Annotated in this window: 17 protein-coding genes; 6 read left to right on the top strand and 11 right to left on the bottom strand. The window is 64.9% G+C overall.

Translation table 11 applies throughout. The features are described from left to right. The first annotated feature begins 30 nt into the window (after positions 1–30). A complete protein-coding gene (locus tag H5P29_RS10215) occupies positions 31–1,011 on the top strand; it encodes a GlxA family transcriptional regulator (RefSeq protein WP_154386401.1) in 981 nt (326 codons plus the stop codon). Here H5P29_RS10215 and H5P29_RS10210 read toward each other — a convergent pair. The 4 genes from H5P29_RS10210 to xylA all read right to left on the bottom strand — a co-directional run bounded on the left by H5P29_RS10210 (position 1,008) and on the right by xylA (position 4,094). Beyond that, a complete protein-coding gene (locus tag H5P29_RS10210) occupies positions 1,008–1,766 on the bottom strand; it encodes a TIGR01458 family HAD-type hydrolase (RefSeq protein WP_348640625.1) in 759 nt (252 codons plus the stop codon). The two genes, H5P29_RS10215 and H5P29_RS10210, sit on opposite strands and share 4 nt — an antisense overlap. Before the next feature lie 62 nt (positions 1,767–1,828). Beyond that, entirely contained in the window at positions 1,829–2,059 is a 231-nt protein-coding gene (locus H5P29_RS10205; RefSeq protein WP_067966164.1) for a hypothetical protein, read from the bottom strand. 109 nt (positions 2,060–2,168) lie between these two features. Continuing rightward, the gene (locus H5P29_RS10200; RefSeq protein ID WP_154386399.1) at positions 2,169–2,657 is read right to left on the bottom strand and encodes a GNAT family N-acetyltransferase; all 489 of its coding nucleotides are present in this window, start codon (positions 2,655–2,657) and stop codon (positions 2,169–2,171) included. A 126-nt stretch (positions 2,658–2,783) separates the two neighbouring features. After that, the gene (xylA, locus tag H5P29_RS10195; protein WP_154386398.1) at positions 2,784–4,094 is read right to left on the bottom strand and encodes a xylose isomerase; all 1,311 of its coding nucleotides are present in this window, start codon (positions 4,092–4,094) and stop codon (positions 2,784–2,786) included. 151 nt (positions 4,095–4,245) lie between these two features. Between xylA and H5P29_RS10190 the strand changes: the two genes are divergently transcribed. After that, on the top strand, positions 4,246–4,605 hold the full coding sequence (locus H5P29_RS10190; RefSeq protein WP_154386397.1) for a nuclear transport factor 2 family protein: 360 nt from the start codon (positions 4,246–4,248) through the stop codon (positions 4,603–4,605). A 17-nt stretch (positions 4,606–4,622) separates the two neighbouring features. On the opposite strand, the gene xylB is transcribed toward H5P29_RS10190, so the two are convergent. The 3 genes from xylB to H5P29_RS10175 all read right to left on the bottom strand — a co-directional run bounded on the left by xylB (position 4,623) and on the right by H5P29_RS10175 (position 8,246). After that, positions 4,623–6,074, bottom strand: coding sequence for a xylulokinase (gene xylB / locus H5P29_RS10185; RefSeq protein ID WP_154386396.1), 1,452 nt, complete (start codon positions 6,072–6,074; stop codon positions 4,623–4,625). Positions 6,075–6,289: 215 nt separating this feature from the next. Continuing rightward, complete coding sequence (locus H5P29_RS10180) at positions 6,290–7,612, bottom strand: tetratricopeptide repeat protein (protein ID WP_154386395.1); 1,323 nt, start codon at positions 7,610–7,612, stop codon at positions 6,290–6,292. Between the two features lie 10 nt (positions 7,613–7,622). Then, positions 7,623–8,246, bottom strand: a complete 624-nt coding sequence (locus H5P29_RS10175; RefSeq protein ID WP_067957979.1) for a LysE family translocator — start codon at positions 8,244–8,246, stop codon at positions 7,623–7,625. A 179-nt stretch (positions 8,247–8,425) separates the two neighbouring features. On the opposite strand from H5P29_RS10175, the gene H5P29_RS10170 reads away from it, so the two are divergent. The 3 genes from H5P29_RS10170 to H5P29_RS10160 all read left to right on the top strand — a co-directional run bounded on the left by H5P29_RS10170 (position 8,426) and on the right by H5P29_RS10160 (position 11,200). Beyond that, positions 8,426–9,157, top strand: coding sequence for a L,D-transpeptidase (locus tag H5P29_RS10170; protein ID WP_067957975.1), 732 nt, complete (start codon positions 8,426–8,428; stop codon positions 9,155–9,157). 154 nt (positions 9,158–9,311) lie between these two features. After that, positions 9,312–10,478, top strand: a complete 1,167-nt coding sequence (locus H5P29_RS10165) for a diphosphate--fructose-6-phosphate 1-phosphotransferase (RefSeq protein ID WP_067957972.1) — start codon at positions 9,312–9,314, stop codon at positions 10,476–10,478. Between the two features lie 50 nt (positions 10,479–10,528). Continuing rightward, on the top strand, positions 10,529–11,200 hold the full coding sequence (locus tag H5P29_RS10160) for an MBL fold metallo-hydrolase (protein WP_067966159.1): 672 nt from the start codon (positions 10,529–10,531) through the stop codon (positions 11,198–11,200). 234 nt (positions 11,201–11,434) lie between these two features. Here the strand turns inward: H5P29_RS10160 and H5P29_RS10155 are convergent, their stop codons facing one another. Beyond that, positions 11,435–12,883: an aldehyde dehydrogenase family protein gene (locus tag H5P29_RS10155; RefSeq protein ID WP_154386394.1), complete on the bottom strand. Its 1,449-nt coding sequence runs from the start codon at positions 12,881–12,883 to the stop codon at positions 11,435–11,437. Positions 12,884–13,176: 293 nt separating this feature from the next. Between H5P29_RS10155 and H5P29_RS10150 the strand changes: the two genes are divergently transcribed. Then, positions 13,177–14,421 (top strand): TCR/Tet family MFS transporter, encoded by a 1,245-nt coding sequence (locus H5P29_RS10150; protein WP_067957965.1) that lies wholly within the window; start codon positions 13,177–13,179, stop codon positions 14,419–14,421. Positions 14,422–14,428: 7 nt separating this feature from the next. Here the strand turns inward: H5P29_RS10150 and H5P29_RS10145 are convergent, their stop codons facing one another. Genes H5P29_RS10145 through H5P29_RS10135 form a run of 3 tightly spaced genes read right to left on the bottom strand, consistent with a single transcriptional unit; the run spans position 14,429 to position 17,297 of the window. Further along, positions 14,429–15,424 (bottom strand): LLM class flavin-dependent oxidoreductase, encoded by a 996-nt coding sequence (locus H5P29_RS10145; RefSeq protein WP_154386393.1) that lies wholly within the window; start codon positions 15,422–15,424, stop codon positions 14,429–14,431. Next, entirely contained in the window at positions 15,424–16,197 is a 774-nt protein-coding gene (locus H5P29_RS10140; RefSeq protein ID WP_067957960.1) for an ABC transporter ATP-binding protein, read from the bottom strand. The genes H5P29_RS10145 and H5P29_RS10140 overlap by 1 nt, the downstream gene beginning before the upstream one ends. Continuing rightward, positions 16,194–17,297, bottom strand: coding sequence for an iron ABC transporter permease (locus H5P29_RS10135; RefSeq protein ID WP_154386392.1), 1,104 nt, complete (start codon positions 17,295–17,297; stop codon positions 16,194–16,196). The genes H5P29_RS10140 and H5P29_RS10135 overlap by 4 nt, the downstream gene beginning before the upstream one ends. Between the last annotated feature and the right edge of the window lie 7 nt (positions 17,298–17,304).

Here is a 17,304-nt window from a genome sequence, read left to right as displayed (position 1 = left end):
TCGTCTTGTTTTGCGTTTTACGAAAGCCAAATGGCAAAAAGCGAAAACCCGACAATCTTTCGCGAGGAGCGCTCGCCACTCAAGGTGACGATGCTGGTTTTCTCCGGCGCGTCGATCATGTGCGTGGCATCAGCCGTCGACCCGCTGCGTGCGGCCAACCGCATATCAGGTGAGACGCATTTCGACTTTCGGCTGGTATCCGCCACGGGCGAGCCGGCGATCACCACCTGCGGCCTGCCGGTAGCGGTATCCGACGCCTTCGACCCAGACGAGCCCTGCGACGTGCTGATGGTCATCGCCGGCTTCGGCACCCAGGGCTACACCACGTCGAAGCTGCTCGGCGGCATCAGGCGCTGTGCCCGCCAGGCGCGAGCGGCCGGAGGCATCGAGGCCGGCACCTGGCTGGTCGCGCGTGCCGGGCTTTTGGAAGGCCGTGCCGCTACCACCCATTGGGAAGACATGGAGGATTTCGCCGCCGCCTTCCCCGAAGTCGAGGTCCGCCCCCACCGCTACATCATCGATGGCCCGGTGTTCACCTCGGGCGGTGCGGCTCCGACCTTCGACCTGATGCTGCATCTGGTACGCTCGCGGCTCGGCATGGCCACCGCGCTCGATGTCGCCAGCGTCTTCATCTACGACCAGTCGCGTGCCGCCACCGACGCGCAGCCGCTGGTCTCGCTTGGCCGGCTCGACGGCTACGACCCGCGCCTCGCCCAGGCGATCCGGCTGATGGAAGCACATGTCGACCAGCCGCTGACCATCGCCGCGATTGCAAAACGTGCTGGCGTGACCGCACGCACGCTCGAAAGCATCTTCCGCGCCTCGATCGGCGAAACTCCGGGCGCCTATTATCTCAGGCTGAGATTGAATGCCGCGCGAAGACTGGTGGTCGACACGCGCGTCAGCATGGCCGAGGTGGCGGAGCGCACCGGCTTCTCATCGGCCGCCGCATTCTCGCGCAGTTTCTCGCATGCCTTCGGCACGCCGCCGGTGAGGATGCGCAAGAGCTAGCCGCGATGGGCCAGGAGCCAGTCGACCGCCGCAGCGAGATCGTCGACGACCGCGCTCGGGTGCGGCGCGTGGCGGCTTTCGTCGCCGGCGCGATATTTGCCGGTGCGCACCAGAAGCGCCGAGCCGACACCCGCCCTCAAGGCACCCGCAACATCGCTTTCGGCATCGTCGCCGACCATCACCGCCTGTCCCGGCAGGCAGTCCAACCCGGCCAACGCGGCATGGAAGAAGTCCCGCGCAGGCTTGCCCAGCACCGTCGCCTGCTTGCCGGCCGCAAATTCGAGCGCCGCGACGAAGGCGCCCGCATCGAGGCTGAGCCCGCCATCGGCATCCTTGAAGGTGCGGTTGACGGCAAGCGCGAGAAACTCAGCACCATCGATCAGCTGGCGGAAGGCGGCGTTCATCGCTGCATAGGTGAAGGCCTCGGCGGCATCGCCAACCACCACCGCCTTCCTGTCGCCGAACATGTTGCCGGCGAATTCGGGCACGAGGTCGGGATGCACCAGGAGATGGGGCGCGCAGCCTTCGCGGGCGAGCCAATCGACCGCAGCACGCGCCGGCGTGAACAGCTCGTCACTGCTGACGGAGACGCCAAGGTTGGCAAGTTGTGCAACGATCGCCCCGTGCGGTGAACGCGTCGTGTTGCTGACGAAGCGGATCGGCAGGCCCTCGGCGCGGAGCCGCCCGATGGCAGCGACCGCGCCCGGTATCGGCGTGTCGCCGTCATAAACGACGCCCGAGAGATCGAGCAGCACCGCGCGTATCATGCAAGGAGGATGGCCGACCGCCCTGGCTTCGTCAAACCACGCTGTTGGGATCAGGCCGCCTGGTTGACGACGCCGTCGATGCGCGAACGCATGCTCTGGGCCAATATGGCCTCGAGGCGTGACGCAACCGCCCGGGTCCATTCGTCGGAAAGCTCAGGCTCCAGCAACGGCGGTAATGCCATCAGCCGGTCGACGATCGAACCGGTCTCCGACCTGTTTAGCAGGGCGTCGATCGCCGGTTCGTGGCCATGTGTGATGAAAGTCTCTTGTTCCCGTCTCATGGCGCGGTAAGTCGCTGATTCGACTGACATCTTGAGGGCGAGAAAGAGGCAATTCAGGGGCAGGCGTGCAACTGCGCACCGGGGCTCAACCCATGCGATTCCTGTCCTGTCACCGTCCGCGACCGAGCGACTTTTCGAACAGCACAGTGGTCAGCCCGCTGTCCCATTCCTCGTCGGGATAATTTGCCGTCTCGACATAGCCGAGCGCGCGGTAGAAGGCCTGGCTCTGCTGGTTGAACGTATCGGTTTCGAGCCGTACTTTCGGCAAACCGGCCTTGCCGATCTCCTGTTCGGCCCGCGCCAGCAGCAGACTGCCGAGGCCGAGGCGCTGGAATCTGCCGGAGACGTGCAATGCTTCGATGAAGTCGCCGCTCCAGTGGACCATGCCGGCGACCTGGCCGTCGACTTCCGCGACCCAGAAGGCAGGGCCGTTTTCATCGACATAACGGCCGCCGACATCGGACGAGAGGTAGCGTTCGGCAGCCGCTTCGGTGATCTCCGGCCGCCAGGTGCGCTCGAACGTATCGGCCAACACCTGCTTTACCGCGGCGAAGTCCTCTGTGTTCGCCGGCCGCACCAAGATGTTGCGCATGTCCATGCTCTCTCTCCTGCTTTCCAGGCGTCCATCTAGCAGCAGGACTGCGTTTGGGCATCGGTCAGTGCGGACAAAAAAATGGCGCCAGCCCTCGGGGCAGGCGCCATCGTTCATCGTCGTGCGAAGCCGTCAGACGTAGCGGTTGACGACGTTCTCCAGATATTCCTGCCGGCCCGACTTCGGCTGCGGCTCAATGCCGTCGGCGACGACGCGCGCGGCGATCTGCTCGAGGCTGCGTTCGCCAGCCAGCATCGCCTTGGCTTCAGCCGAATTCCAGCCGGCGTAACGCGCCTCGAGCGGACCCGACAGCGCCTTGTCCTCGATCATCTTCGCCGCGGCCTTGAGGCCGCGCGCGCAAGCGTCCATGCCGCCGATATGGGCGACCAGCAGGTCTTCGGGGTCGAGCGACTGGCGGCGCAGCTTGGCGTCGAAATTGGTGCCGCCTGACTTGAAGCCGCCACCGGCAAGCACGTGGTAATAGGCAAGCGCCATTTCGGGCACGTTGTTGGGGAACTGGTCGGTGTCCCAGCCCGACTGGTAGTCGTTGCGGTTCATGTCGATGGAGCCGAAGATGCCGAGCGCATTGGCGGTCGCCAGTTCGTGCTCGAAGGAGTGGCCGGCCAGGATCGCGTGCCCCTGCTCGATATTGACCTTCACCTCGTTCTCCAGCCCGTACTTCCTGAGGAAGCCATAGACGGTGGCGACGTCATAATCGTACTGGTGCTTGGTCGGCTCCTGCGGCTTGGGTTCGATCAGGATGGTGCCGGTGAAGCCGCTTCTGTGCTTGTAGTCGACGACCAGATTGAGGAAGCGCCCGAGCTGGTCGAGCTCGCGGCCCATGTCGGTGTTGAGCAGAGTCTCGTAGCCCTCGCGACCGCCCCACAACACGTAGTTCTCGCCCTTGAGCCGCTTGGTGACATCCATGCAATGCTTCACCGTCGCCGCCGCATAAGCAAAGACATCGGGATCGGGGTTGGTCGCGGCACCCGCCATGAAGCGGCGGTTGGAGAACAGGTTCGCAGTGCCCCACAAAAGCTTGACGCCTGTCTTGGCCATCTTGGCTTCGAAATAGTCGGCGATCTCGTCGAGGCGCTTTGCACTCTCGGTGAAGTTGGCACCCTCCGGCCGCACATCGGCATCGTGGAAGCAGTAGTAGGGAACGCCCAGCAGCGAAAACAGCTCGAAGGCGACATCGGCCTTCAGCCTGGCGTTCTCCATCGTCTCGCCAAACCAGGGCCGCTCGAAGGTCTGGCCGCCGAACGGATCGCCGCCCGGCCAGGCGAATGTATGCCAGTAGGCAACGGCGAAGCGCAGATGGTCTTCCAGCCTTTTGCCCAGCACCACCTCGTCGGCGTTGTAATGGCGATAGGCCAGCGGATTGGTGCTGTCGGGGCCTTCGTAGCGGACGGGCTTGATGTCGCCGAAATAGCCGGTGCTCATGGCAAAACTCCTTTCAGTGAGTACGCATGACCGCCCGTTTTGGGGCGGTCGCCGAATTTCCGTGTTCGATTACCTCAGGCGTAATTGGTTTCATTCGCGCCCGCTGCGACAAGGGTGGCGTCAACCAAGACGTGTCAGACGGAGAGCAGAAATGACCGACTACAACGCCATCGCCGAGGCCTATTTCGCCGCCTGGAACGAGACCGACGCCGCCGCCCGCAAGGGACTTGTCGAAGCTGCCTTCGCCACCGGCGTCAGCTATCGCGACCCGATCATGCAGGGCGACGGCCATGCCGGCATCGACGCGCTCATCGCCGGCGTGCACGGCCAGTTTCCCGGCTTCCGCTTCAAGCTGAAGGGCAAGGCCGACGGCTTCGGCGACAACATCCGCTTTTCCTGGGGCCTTGGTCCCGATGGCGCGGAAGCCGTGATAGAAGGCTCTGACTTCGCCACCATCAAGGACGGGCGCCTGAGCCTCATCACCGGCTTTCTTGACAAGGTGCCGGGCTGATCTGGCACGCTCGGCGTTCACATCGTCCCCCGGATCGCCGCATAGAGCTTACGATAGCGCTGGTAGGCCTCGTCATAGGCGCCTGCCAGTGCTCCCACAGGTTCGATGGTTTCGGCGGTATCAGGCGGCGTGCAAACCTGGTGCGGGTCAGCACCTTCGGCAGCGATCAGGCCGAGACGCGAAGCGCCGAAGGCAGCCCCGAAATCGCCGTCGGCGGGAATGTCGACCGGCACGCTGAGGGCAGTGGCGATCGCCTTCAGCCAGTAGCGCGAGCGTGAGCCGCCGCCGATGGCGGTCACCCGCGTCAGCGTCGTTCCAGCCGACGCCAGCGCTTCAAGACTGTCGCGGAAAGCGAAGGCAACGCCTTCGAGCACGGCCTGGGTCAGGCCCGCGCGGTCGATCTCATGGGCCAGGCCGGTAAACGAGCCGCGGATCACCGCGTCATTGTGTGGGGTCCGTTCGCCCGAGAGATAGGGGAGGAAGGTGACACCTGAGGGAGCGCGCAATTCGTCGCCGAGTTCGCGTGTCAACTCGGCCGCGTCCTTGCCCGATATGGTGCTCAGCCAGTTGAGCGAATCCGTCGCCGACAGGATGACGCCCATCTGGTGCCAAGCCTGCGGCAACGCATGGCAGAAGGTGTGAACGGCACTTTCCGGGTTGGGCAGGTAAGCGCCATTGGCCGCAAACAGCACACCCGACGTACCGAGCGACACGAAGGCAGCACCCGGCTTGACGGTGCCCATCCCGCAGGCGGAGGCGGCATTGTCGCCCGCACCGCCTGATATCACCACGCCCTGCCCCATGCCCCATTTCGAAGCCAGTTCGCCGCGCAGCGTGCCTGCCTGGTCGGTACCCTCGACCAGCGACGGCATATGGTCGGTGCTAAGGCCAGTGGCGGCGAGCAGCTCCGGCGACCAGCGCCTCACCGCGACGTCGAGCCAGGAAGTGCCGGCCGCGTCGGACATTTCGGAGATGTATTCGCCTGACAGCCAGAGCCTGAGGTAGTCCTTGGGCAGGAGCACCTTTGCCACCTTGGCGAAGATGTCGGGCTCGTTGGCCTGCACCCAGGCGAGCTTGGGGGCGGTGAAGCCAGGGAATACGATGTTGCCGGTGATCTTGCGGAAGCGCGGATCGGCGTCGAGGCTGGCCGCCTCGGCAAAGCTGCGCGTGTCGTTCCAGAGGATGCAGGGGCGCAGCACCTTTCCCGCGGCGTCGAGCAGCGTTGCGCCATGCATCTGGCCGGAGAGGCCGATGCCACGCACGGCGGCAAGTTCTGTTGGATGCGCGGACCTGAGCTCGGCGACCGCCTCTTCTGCGGCGCGGATCCATTCGGCAGGGTCCTGCTCGGACCAGCCGTGATGCGGCCTGGAGACGTCGAGCGAACCATGGCCGGAACCAATGATCTTTTGGTCGGCGTCCATCAGCAGTGCCTTCACGCCTGACGTGCCGAGATCGAGCCCCAGATACATGCCATTCCTCCCGAATGAGCGACGCGGACGGCAAGCGTCCATCCTCTCACGTCATTGGCCGGCCTTCATCGCCAACAGGCAGAAACGGCCAGGCCATCGTCCCGTTCCTCCGACGGACGCTGCTTATTAGCAAACATTCCGGGGTCGGGTCGACATTTATTTCGGAACTCGCAAAAAATAAAATCAAACGCCTCGGAAAGCGCTGTCAGCCCAGATCAGCCATGCGCGAGCAGCGCGGCGCGCTGGACGAACAGGCTCGAGAGCGGACTGGCCGGCCGCGCGTTGTTACGGGCGGAGGCAAGCTTCACGGCAAGCGCATCGTTGCCGTCGCGCAGGGCCGCCTCGATCAGCGTCAGTTCGATCACGTCGCGCTGGGCATGGCTGCCACCGAAACGGTGGGCGATAGTCCGGACAGGCTCGAGCAGCCGCACCGTCTCGCCATAACGCCCTTCCCCGAAGGCCTTGATCGCCAATGTGACGGGATGGCCGACATCCCGGGCGAATGCGGCGTTGTCATCGTCGCGGGCAATCGCCTCGCGCTGGGCATAGAGCATCGCCTTAGCCGGCGCTTCCAGCCCGGCGCCGACAAAGGCCATCATCGCGTGTGCATCGTTGAAGGCATAGTTGCCGGCCGCGGCCTTCGGTGCCCAGTTGGCGGCAAGGCTCGCCCAGCGCTCGCCGACATCGACACCGCCGAGATTGAGCCGCCACAGGATCGCCGAGGCATCGACCATGTTGAGCGCCAGCTTCGATTGCGCGCCGTAGATCGGTCCGTCATAAAGCGCCAGCACCTCGTCGGTCTCGCCGAGATCGTAGTGAAACAGCGCCAAGTGCCACCAGTTGTGGACCTGGAGAAAGCTCTCCTTCGTCCACGCGTCGGTGTTGCCGCGCATCCAGGCGATGCCATCGCGCTGGCGGCTCTGCATCTCCATCACATGCGCCACCGCATGCTGGGCCCAGCCGTCGCGCGGCTCGAGCTCGACCGCCTCGCGCCCCAACGCCTCGGCCCTGGCATAGTCGCCCATCTCCTCGAAACCGAAGGCCTGCATGCCGAGTATGGCGTGATAACCGGGCATGCCCATGCCCCATGACGATAGCGCCCTGGCGATACGATCGCGCAGCATCGGGGCGTTTCCGGTGAAGAAATCGATCTGGTGCCCGGCCTGCAACGCCAATGCATCGGTGGGATGCTCCGCCGTCAGCTCGCTGAGGATACGCCCGGCCTCATGCCAATGCCCGCTAGCGAGGCGTCCGAGAGCCGCGACATGGGCCTTTTCCCTCGCCGTCGCCGCGAGCCCTGCAGCCGCAGCGTGGCAATCCCGCGCCACCGCCATCGCCTCAAGTTCAGTGGAGAGGCCATAGAGCCAGCCCTTGAGTACATGCGCCATGGTAAAGTCGGGCGCGGTCGCGATCGCTTTGTCGGCCGATCCGACCGGATCGCCGACAAAGCGCTGGAGTTCGCTCACCCCGCGCTCGTAGTGCGCAGCCGCCGCCGCATCGGCGCCGCTCAGCGCAAGCCCGAGCCCGTCCTTCACCATCACAGCTTCCTCAGTGCCCGGAGCGGGTGGCCGCAGCGGCAATGCCGGCGCCGACCAGAAGCGTGCCACCGGTACGGTTGAAAATGCGGATCGCGCGAGGATTGGACACGACACTTCGCGCCCGTGCAGCCACCAGCGCGTAGCCGAAGGCGTTGGCGAAGGCGAGCGTCAGGAAGGTCAGCTCGAAGATCACCATCTGCGTCCAGAAATCGCCGCTGCGGTCGAGGAACTGCGGCAGGAAGGCCACGAAAAAGGTGATGCTCTTGGGGTTCAGCGCGGTCACGATCCAGGCATGCGCCATCATCTTGGCGGCAGACGCGGCATCCGTGCGCGGTTTGGCGTCCAGCGTGCCACCGGCGCGGAACAGCTTGATGCCGAGATAGATCAGATAGGCGGCACCGATCCACTTGACGATGGTGAAGACTGTGGCGGACGCGGCAAGCAGCGCGCCGATGCCCAGCATTGACAGCGTCATGGCGGTGAAATCGCCCAGCGCCACGCCGACGGCCATCGGCAGTGCCGTGCGCCAGCCCTGGCCGAGCGCGTAGGATACGACGAGCAGGATCGTGGGCCCCGGGATGACGAGAAGCACCGCGGACGCGGCGGCAAAGGCGGCCCAGCTTTCAAACGACATGGCAACTCTCCCTCATTGGATGCGGGATCAAGCTCCGGCTCCGCGCCGATGTAAAGCCCTTAACGCGCGGCAGGCGGCGTTCATGCTTTTTCAACCATGAATGGTGAAAATACACGCGATCCACAGCCGGAGTTTCACTCCGGTGCCTGGCCGCCCCGCGTATAGAGTGGAATTGTGCCGTGTCGAAGTCGCCTGCTCCGAAGACCGAATTTTCGAAACTTGCCTCGCGTCGCAACGTGCTGTTCGGCCTCGGTGCCGCTGGCTTGGTCGCCGGCTGCAGCCGTGCCATGGACTTCGAGTTGCCGGCGATGGGCCTGGACAACACCGTCACCGGTTCGGTCCGCCCGCAGATCAGCGTCGACAAGCAGGTCACCAGCCCGAATGTGATGTATGCGTCCTTCACCGACGAAGGATTCCAGCTGCCGGAAATCCCCTTTGCCAAGGTCGATCCGAAATTCCGCCGCCAGATCGTCGTCGATCCGACCGGCGAAGCCCCCGGCACCATCGTCGTCAAGCTGCAGGAACGTTTCCTCTATCTTGTCCAGCCCGGCGGCGAAGCCATCCGCTACGGCGTCGGCATAGGTCGCGACGGCTTCCTGTGGAGCGGACGCGCCAACATCCAGTATGGCAAGAAGTGGCCGACCTGGACGCCGCCGCGCGAGATGATCGCGCGCAAGCCGGAGCTGGTGAAATGGGCCGGTGGCCAGCCAGGCGGCCTCGACAATCCACTCGGGGCGCGTGCCCTCTACATCTTCCAGAACGGCCAGGACACCGGCTACCGCGTCCATGGCTCGCCCGAATGGTGGACCATCGGCCAGGCGATGTCGTCGGGGTGTGTGCGCATGATCAACCAGGACGTCATTGACCTCTACAGCCGCGTCAACGGCAAGACGCCGATCGTCGTCGGCTAAAGCAGACGGCCGGAGCGGAAGCTCCGGCCCGCTCATCTCCGAAACCTTACGAACCGGTTGAATCTCCCATTGCGTCGCTTCGCCAGAAGGGCGAATGTGCCGGAAAACAGCGCCATTCCGACGGCGATTTCCGGCACCCTTGGGGAGGACGACCATGCCCTCGACATTCGTGATTGCGCAAGGCGGCGGACCGACCGCCGTCATCAACCAGACCATGGCGGGTGCCGTGCTCGAAATCCGCCGCCGCCATCCCAAGGCGCGGGTCCTCGGCTCGCGGCACGGCGTGCGCGGTATCCGCGACGGTGACTATGTCGACTTGACCGACATCCCTGAGGAGCAGTTGCTGCGCATCGCGGCGACCCCGGGCGCGGCCCTCGGCAGCACGCGCGACAAGCCTGATGCCGCCTATTGCGATCTCGTGCTCGAAGGCCTGAAGAAGGCCGATGCGCGCGCTTTCATCTATATTGGCGGCAACGACACCGCCGGCACCCAGCAGATCCTGACGGATGCGGCCCAGGGCAGTATCGCCTTCGTGCACGCGCCCAAGACCATCGACAACGACCTCAAGGAAAACGACCACACTCCGGGCTTCATTTCGGCGGCGGAATTCGTCGCCGGCGCCTTCCTCTCGGTCGATCTCGATTTCCGCGCCTTGCCCGGCATCTATGTCGGCATCGTCATGGGCCGTCATGCCGGCTTCCTGACCGCCGCCGCCGCCGCATGGCGCGACGAAGACACCGATGGGCCGCACCTGATCTACGTTCCGGAGCGTGCCTTCTCCGTGCCGCGCTTCATCGACGAGGTGAAGGAGACGCTGGCCCGCCATCGTCGTTGCGTCGTTGCGGTTTCCGAAGGCGTCAGCACCGCCGACGGCAAGGCGTTGGTCGAGAGCATCGTGCCTGCCGACAAGCTTGAGCGCGACGCCCATGGCAACATCAAGCTTTCGGGCAGCGACCTGAGCCGCGCCTTCGAGAACGCGCTCGCCGAAGGCCTGCCGGGCAAGCGCGCCCGTGTCGACGCGCTCGGTTACATGCCGCGCGGCTACATCGGCGCGGTCAATGCCGTCGACGCGCAGGAGGCCTTCGACGCCGGCGTCTTCGCCGTCGATGCGGCCGACAAGGGCGGCGGCTCGGTGGCGCTGAAATATGAGGGCGGCAAGACCGTGTTGAAGCTGGTGCCGCTGGCCAATGTCGCCGGCAAGACCCGGCACATGCCCGACGACTACATGTTGCCAGACGTCAACCATCTGTCCGAAAAGGGCATGGACTATCTCAGGCGGTTGGTGCCCGGCCGCTTCAAGATCGGCAGGCCCTTCGTGTGAAGCCCCGTCCCGGCTGGTTTTCGAGAACCATCGTCGACGCGACGACGACGATGCTGAGCGAGCCCTTCGTCACTGACTATTGTCGCGCCAATATGTGGCTGGTGCGCGGCCGCGACCTCGACATGCTTGTCGACACCGGCATGGGCATCTGTGCGCTCGCACCCGAAATCGACATCACGCCGGGCAAGCCGCTGCTCGCCGTAGCAACCCACGTGCATCTCGACCATGTCGGTTCGCTGCACGAATTTGCCTGGCGTGCCGGCCCCCGCGTCGAAGCGGAATTCTTCGCGACGATGCCCGACGAGGCCACCTATGCCAATATGTTCCGCAATTTTCCCGGCGCGGTTTCGGAACTGCCCTGGCCCGGCTGGAGCTCCGCCGACTATGCCATTGTGCCTGCGCCGCTTGACCGCCTGCTTGAAGAGGGCGATGTCATCGAGCTTGGCGATCGCAGCTTTACCGTGCTGCATCTGCCCGGCCATTCGCCCGGTTCGATCGGCCTGTTCGACTGCCATGACGGCACGCTGTTCTCGGGCGACGCCATCCATTGTGGGCTTCTGGTCGACGACATGCCGGATTCCGACCGCACCGCCTATTGTGCCACCATGCGGCGCCTCATCGATCTGCCGGTAAGCATCGCCCATGGCGGCCACGCCGACAGCATCGATGGCACAAGGATGCGTAAGATTGCCATGGAATATTTGAGGCGGAACGGGGGTTAAGAGAGGCGGTTTCGCTTGAAGCCCCTCTCCGTGTCGGGCTTCGCCCGAGCCACCTTTTCCCCACTCCGTGAGGGAGAGGAAACGCCAATCACGCAGGCCCTAGCGAAATTGACTGGTCTGCACAGGTAGAGTGCGACCTCGCAGAAACTTGGGTTCCTCGCCCCCACAACGTGGGGGAGAGGTGGCACGGCGAAGCCGTGACGGAGAGGGGGAACCTCTTGAGACGAAAAGAGATCAGCCCAGACCTTCCTCGAACCCGCTGATCGCCTTGACCTCGAGGAAATCCTCGATGCCCCATTTGCCGCCCTCGCGGCCGAGGCCGGACTGCTTGTAGCCGCCGAAGGGGCTGCCATAGGGGCGGTCGGTGCCGTTGATCTGCACCATGCCGGCACGGAGCTTGCGCGCCACGCGTTGGGCGCGCGCCTTGTCGCCGGTCTGGACATAGGCCGACAGGCCGTAGGGCGTATCGTTGGCGATGGCGATGGCTTCCTCTTCCGTTTCGAACGGGATCATCGCCACGACAGGGCCGAAAATCTCCTCGCGGGCGATGCGCATGTCGTTGTTGGCGTCGGCAAACACCGTCGGGCGTACATAATAGCCGCGGTTGAAACCTTCGGGCCGACCGAGGCCGCCGGCAACGACACGCGCGCCCTCCTTGATACCGGCATCGATCATGCCCTGTACCTTTTCGAACTGTACGTCGGACGACAGCGGGCCGATGTGGTCGCCATCCTCGGCCGGGTTGCCGACCTTGACGGTAGCGGCATATTTCGCCGCGATGTCGACCGCCTTGGCATAGACCGGGCGCTGCACCAGCATACGTGTCGGGGCGTTGCAGGACTGGCCGGTATTCTCGAAGCAATGCGCCAGCCCACGCGTCACCGCGTCGGTGAGGTCAGCGTCGTCGAAGACGATGTTGGGCGACTTGCCGCCCAGTTCCAGCGCCACGCGCTTGACCGTCTCGGCGGAAGCCTTGGTCACGGCCACGCCCGCGCGGGTCGAACCGGTGAAGGACATCATGTCGATGCCGGGATGGCGCGACATCGCCTCGCCGACTGTCGGCCCGTCGCCATTGACCATGTTGAAGACACCGGCCGGGAAGCCTGCTTCCTCCATCATCTCGGCAAACACGATCGACGACATCGGCGCGATCTCAGACGGCTTCAGCACCACCGTGCAGCCGGCTGCCAGCGCCGGCACGACCTTCAACGCCACCTGGTTCATCGGCCAGTTCCACGGCGTGATCAGCCCGCAGACACCGATCGGCTCGCGCACGATGCGCTCCTGCGGGTTCTTGTCGTTGAGCGGCTCCTCGAATTCGAAGCTTTTCAGCACCTCGATGAAGCTCTTGATGTGGCCCGAGCCGCTGGCTGCCTGCTGTTCCAGCGCCAGCTTGATCGGCGCGCCCATCTCCCAGGAAATCGCCTGGGCCATGTCTCGCACTCGCCTGTTGTAGGCGGCGAGCAGCTTTTCCAAGAGCGCGATACGTTGTTCGCGGCTTGTGGCGCTCCACGCCGGGAAGGCGCGCTGCGCTGCGGCAACCGCCTTGTCGACGTCGGCGGCGGATCCCAGCGAGATCACCGCGAAGGGCTGCTCGTCGGCCGGGTTGATGACGTCGAGCTCTTTGGCGACCGTCGGCGCGACCCACTTTCCGTCGATGAAGAAATCCGTCTTGCGCAGCATGGCAGGCTCCTTGGTGCATGGGGATCATGCACGGTTTCACAATGCTACAGCGTCCTTTGCGCACCCAATTCGACGCGCGGCGCAGTAGTGTCGGCAGTCTTGTAGAACGGCGCGCGGCGCGCCCGTGTCTCGAATCCGACCGCATTTGTAGGTCGGCTTTTTCAAGGCGTGAAGACTTGGTTCAGCGCTTCGGTGCTCTTGCCCCAATGTCAGTAGGTTTGGACAATATACGCCGCCACGGCTGGATCGCGCGTCAGGTTGTTTTATAAGGCACGTCCATCGAGGCCACCATCATGTCCATCACAGCGTCGCGGCGCCAGGCGGCAATCGCCTTCATCTTCGTCACCGCCGTTCTCGACATCGTCGCCATGGGCATCATCATTCCGGTGCTGCCTTCGCTGATCGAGGAGTTCGCCGGGTCCAACGCCGATGCTGGCTGGATCAACGGTGTCTTCATCGCGCTGTGGGCTTTCATGCAGTTCGTCTGCTCGCCGATCATCGGCTCGCTGTCCGACCGCTATGGTCGCCGTCCCGTCATCCTCTTGTCGACGGCGGGCCTTGCCGCCGATTACGTGCTGATGGCGCTGGCGCCGAACCTGTGGTGGCTGGCGCTTGGCCGCATCGTCGCCGGCATCACCTCGTCGAGCTTCACAACCGTCTTCGCCTATATGGCCGACATTACCCCGCCCGAGGGCCGCGCCCGCGCCTACGGCCTGATCGGTGCTGCCTTCAGCGCCGGTTTCGTCGCCGGTCCGCTGATGGGCGGCTTCCTCGGCGAGATCTCGCCACGCGCGCCGTTCTGGGTGGCGGCGGCAATGAGTGGGCTCGCGTTCCTCTATGGTGCCTTCGTGCTGCCGGAATCTCTGCCGCGCGAAAAGCGCATGTCGTTTTCCTGGCGCCGCGCCAATCCGTTCGGCGCGATGATGCTGCTGCGTTCGCACCCTGAGCTCACCGGGCTCGCCGCAGTGACCTTCCTGCTGCATTTCGCCCATCACGTCTTTTCGGCGGTGTTCGTGCTCTATGCCGCCTATCGCTACAACTGGCATGCCTGGGAGGTCGGCACGCTGCTGGCAATGGTCGGGGTGCTCGACATGATCGTCCAGGGTCTGATCGTCGGCCCGGCCGTCAAGCGCTTCGGCGATCGCGCTACGATGGTGTTCGGCCTGTTTGCCGGCGCCTTCGGCATCGCCTGCATGGGCCTTGCGCCTACGGGATTCTGGTTCTCGCTGGCGATCATTCCGAACGCGCTCTGGGGCCTCGCCATGCCGACGACGCAGTCGCTGATGACCCAGCGCGTTTCCGAATTCGAGCAGGGCCAGTTGCAAGGCGCCAACATGAGCGTGGCGAGCATCGCCGGCGTCGCCTCGCCGCTGTTCTTCGGCGCGGTCTATGCCTGGACCGTGCGCGACGGCACGCCGCTGCCCTATCCCGGCCTCGCCTTCTACCTCGCGGCGGTCGTGCTTTTCGGCGCGGCCCTGCTGGGCTGGGTGGTGGCGCGCAAGGCAGACCGTGCCGATGCGGCCGACAAGGCCGCCTGAGACGCGCTCAGGCGGGCCGCAAGGCTGGCAGCACCTCGCGTCCGAAAAACTCCATGTCGGCGAGCGCCGCCGCCATGTCGACGATGCCGTTGCCGTTGAAGACCAGGCGCATGGCATCGATACCCGTAACTGCCGCCAGCGCCTTGAGCTGCGCCACACAATCGTCCGGCGAGCCTGCAATCACCTGCCGCGCCATGGCCGTCTGCCGGTCGGGCATCACGATCTGGTCAGTAGACCGCCCTGCGGCCTTTGCCGACGCAACCCGACGTTCGAACAGCCGCGGCACGAGCTCGTCGAGCTTGCCCATCGCCTGCACCTTCGTCGGAGCGATGCAGACATAGCGAGACAGTTGCGACGCCCGCAGACGGCAGGCATGGCCCTCCTCCTCGAGGATTGCCTGGTAGGTGGCAAGCTGCCCGACTTCAGGCGGATCGAGACTGAGCAGCAACGGCAATCCCTCGCGGGCGGCGAAGCCAAGCGTGTCGCGCGAAGTGCCGGCGACATAGACCGGCACCATCTCGCCTGGAAGAAGCGGTCCAACCGAAACCTCCGAAGCCGGCCAGCACGCGCCCTCTTCGATCCTTGCGCCTGATGTCCAGGCATCGCGCATGATCCGGTAGGAGTCCTCGAAACGAGCCCTGGTGCTCTCGGCGGCGATGCCCAGCGCGGCAAGCGTCGCCGGATGTGTGCCACGGCCGATGCCCAGGTCGATGCGGCCGCCGCTCTGCCAGTGCAACTGTGCCACCTCCTCAGCCAAGAGGAATGGATGGTAGAGCGGCGTCACCACGATGGAGGTGCCGACCCGCAGGCGCTGCGTCCGGGCAAGGATGGCGGAGGCGAGGATCAAGGTCGACGGATAAGCCTGCGGCGGGTTCTGGAAATGAAACTCGTTGAACCAGATGCCGTCGAAGCCCATGCGCTCGACGTCTTCGCAGAGCCGCAACACCGAAGCGTGGCTCTGGGCCCTTCCCCCTCGCGCAAAGCCTGAAATGTCGAGCCGCATCAGGTCAGCTCGTGCGGGGCAAAAACGGGAATGTCGCGCAGCAGCCCGATCTCTACATTGACGCCATAGACGTCGCGCACCGTCTGTTCGGTCAACGTGCTCCGCCAGTTGCCATGGCCGACAACGGCGCCCTTGTCGAGCAGGAGCAGGCTGTCGGAAAAGCGGGCGGCGAGCGACAGGTCATGAATGGCGACCAGTGCCGTCACACCTCGTTCGCGCGCGATCTCGGCCACCACGCGCAGGGTGAATAGCTGGTTGCCGATGTCGAGCGCGCTCGTCGGCTCGTCGAGCACCAGCACCTCGGTCTCCTGCGCCAGGGCACGCGCAAGCATCACACGCTGGCGTTCGCCGCCGCTGAGCTCCGACATCGGACGGAAGGCGAAATCCTCGAGTCGCAGCCGCCTGAGCATGTCCTCGACGACGGCGAGATCACCACGGCTCGGGCTCGCCCCCATATGCGGTGTGCGACCGAGCAGGCAGGTCTCGAACACCGTCGCTGGAAAGCTGAGCGGCGAGGATTGCGGCACATAGGCGATCCGGCGGGCGCGGACTTTGGGCGACATTGCGCGGATGTCGTGGCCGTCGAGCAGGATCCGCCCCGACGACGGCGTGGCAAGGCCGAGCACGGTCCGCACCAGGGTCGACTTGCCGGCACCATTGGGGCCGATGAGGCCGAGTATGTCGCCCTTCGTCAGCCCGACCGAGACCTCGCGCAGCACGGGGCGGCTGCCATAACCGAAGCTGACCTTGTCGACGGAAAGATAGTCGCTCATGAAAAATACTCCGAGCGCCTGGACAGGATCAGGTGCAGGAACAGCGGCACGCCGACGAAGGCGACGACGATGCCGACCGGAATGACTGTCGGGCTGAACGCCATGCGCCCGACAGTGTCGGCCAGAAGCAGCAGCATGGCGCCGCAGATCGCCGAAAACGGGATGAGATGGCGATGGTCGCTGCCGATCAACAGCCGGGCGACATGCGGCCCGATCAACCCGACAAAGCCGATCACGCCGGTGAAGCTGATGACCACCGCCGAGACCACCACCGACAGCACGACGGCGATGCCGCGCAGCAGCGCGACATTGATGCCGAGCGAACGCGAAACGTCGTCGCCGGCGCTCGTCAACGCGTTGAATTGCCAGGCCCGCGACTGCGCCAGCGGCAGGGCGACCAGCAGTGCCGCACCAGAGACGGCAACCGCATCCCAGCCGATGCCGTTCAGGCTGCCGAACGTCCAGTGCACGACCCGGGCCAGTTGCTCCTGGGTGGCGACGAACTGCACGGCTGCGGTCATGGCGCTGAACAGGTACATCAGGGCAATGCCGGTCAACACCATCGTCTGTGCCCCCATGCCGCGCAGCCAGGCCATGGAGAACACCAGCACGGCGCAGCCGAGCGCGAACAGAAATGCCGTCAGCGGCACGAAATAGAGCCCGGCGGCGCTGAAGCCTATGCCGAACATGATGGCGATCGAGGCACCGAAGGCCGCCGCCGAGGACACGCCGATCGTGTAGGGGCTAACCAGCGGATTGCGGGTGATCGCCTGCATCAAAACACCGGCGAATGCCAGTGACCCACCGGCTACCATGGCCATGACGACGCGCGGCAGGCGCAGATGAACGAGCACCCGCGCCTGCTGCGGATCGACCTCGGCGACGAAATGACCGAACGAGACCTTTTGCAGGATGACCATGAGCAGCGTCACCAGCCCCGTCTCGGCGATGCCGACGATGGCAACGCCGCCGGCGACGAGCAGCAGCACAAGCAGCGACCACAAGATGACAGCCGCCTTGCGATAGCCGGCTCGGTGGTAGAGGCTGGAAATGCCGTCGGATTGGCCACGCGCCAAACCGGCACTGCTTGCGATGTCCATGGTCTAG

Origin of the sequence: Aminobacter sp. MDW-2 (assembly GCF_014250155.1) — a bacterium.
GTDB classification, from domain to species: Bacteria; Pseudomonadota; Alphaproteobacteria; order Rhizobiales; family Rhizobiaceae; genus Aminobacter; species Aminobacter ciceronei.
Note: the sequence above shows the minus strand (reverse complement) of the source record. Positions and strands in the feature narration are given on the sequence as shown.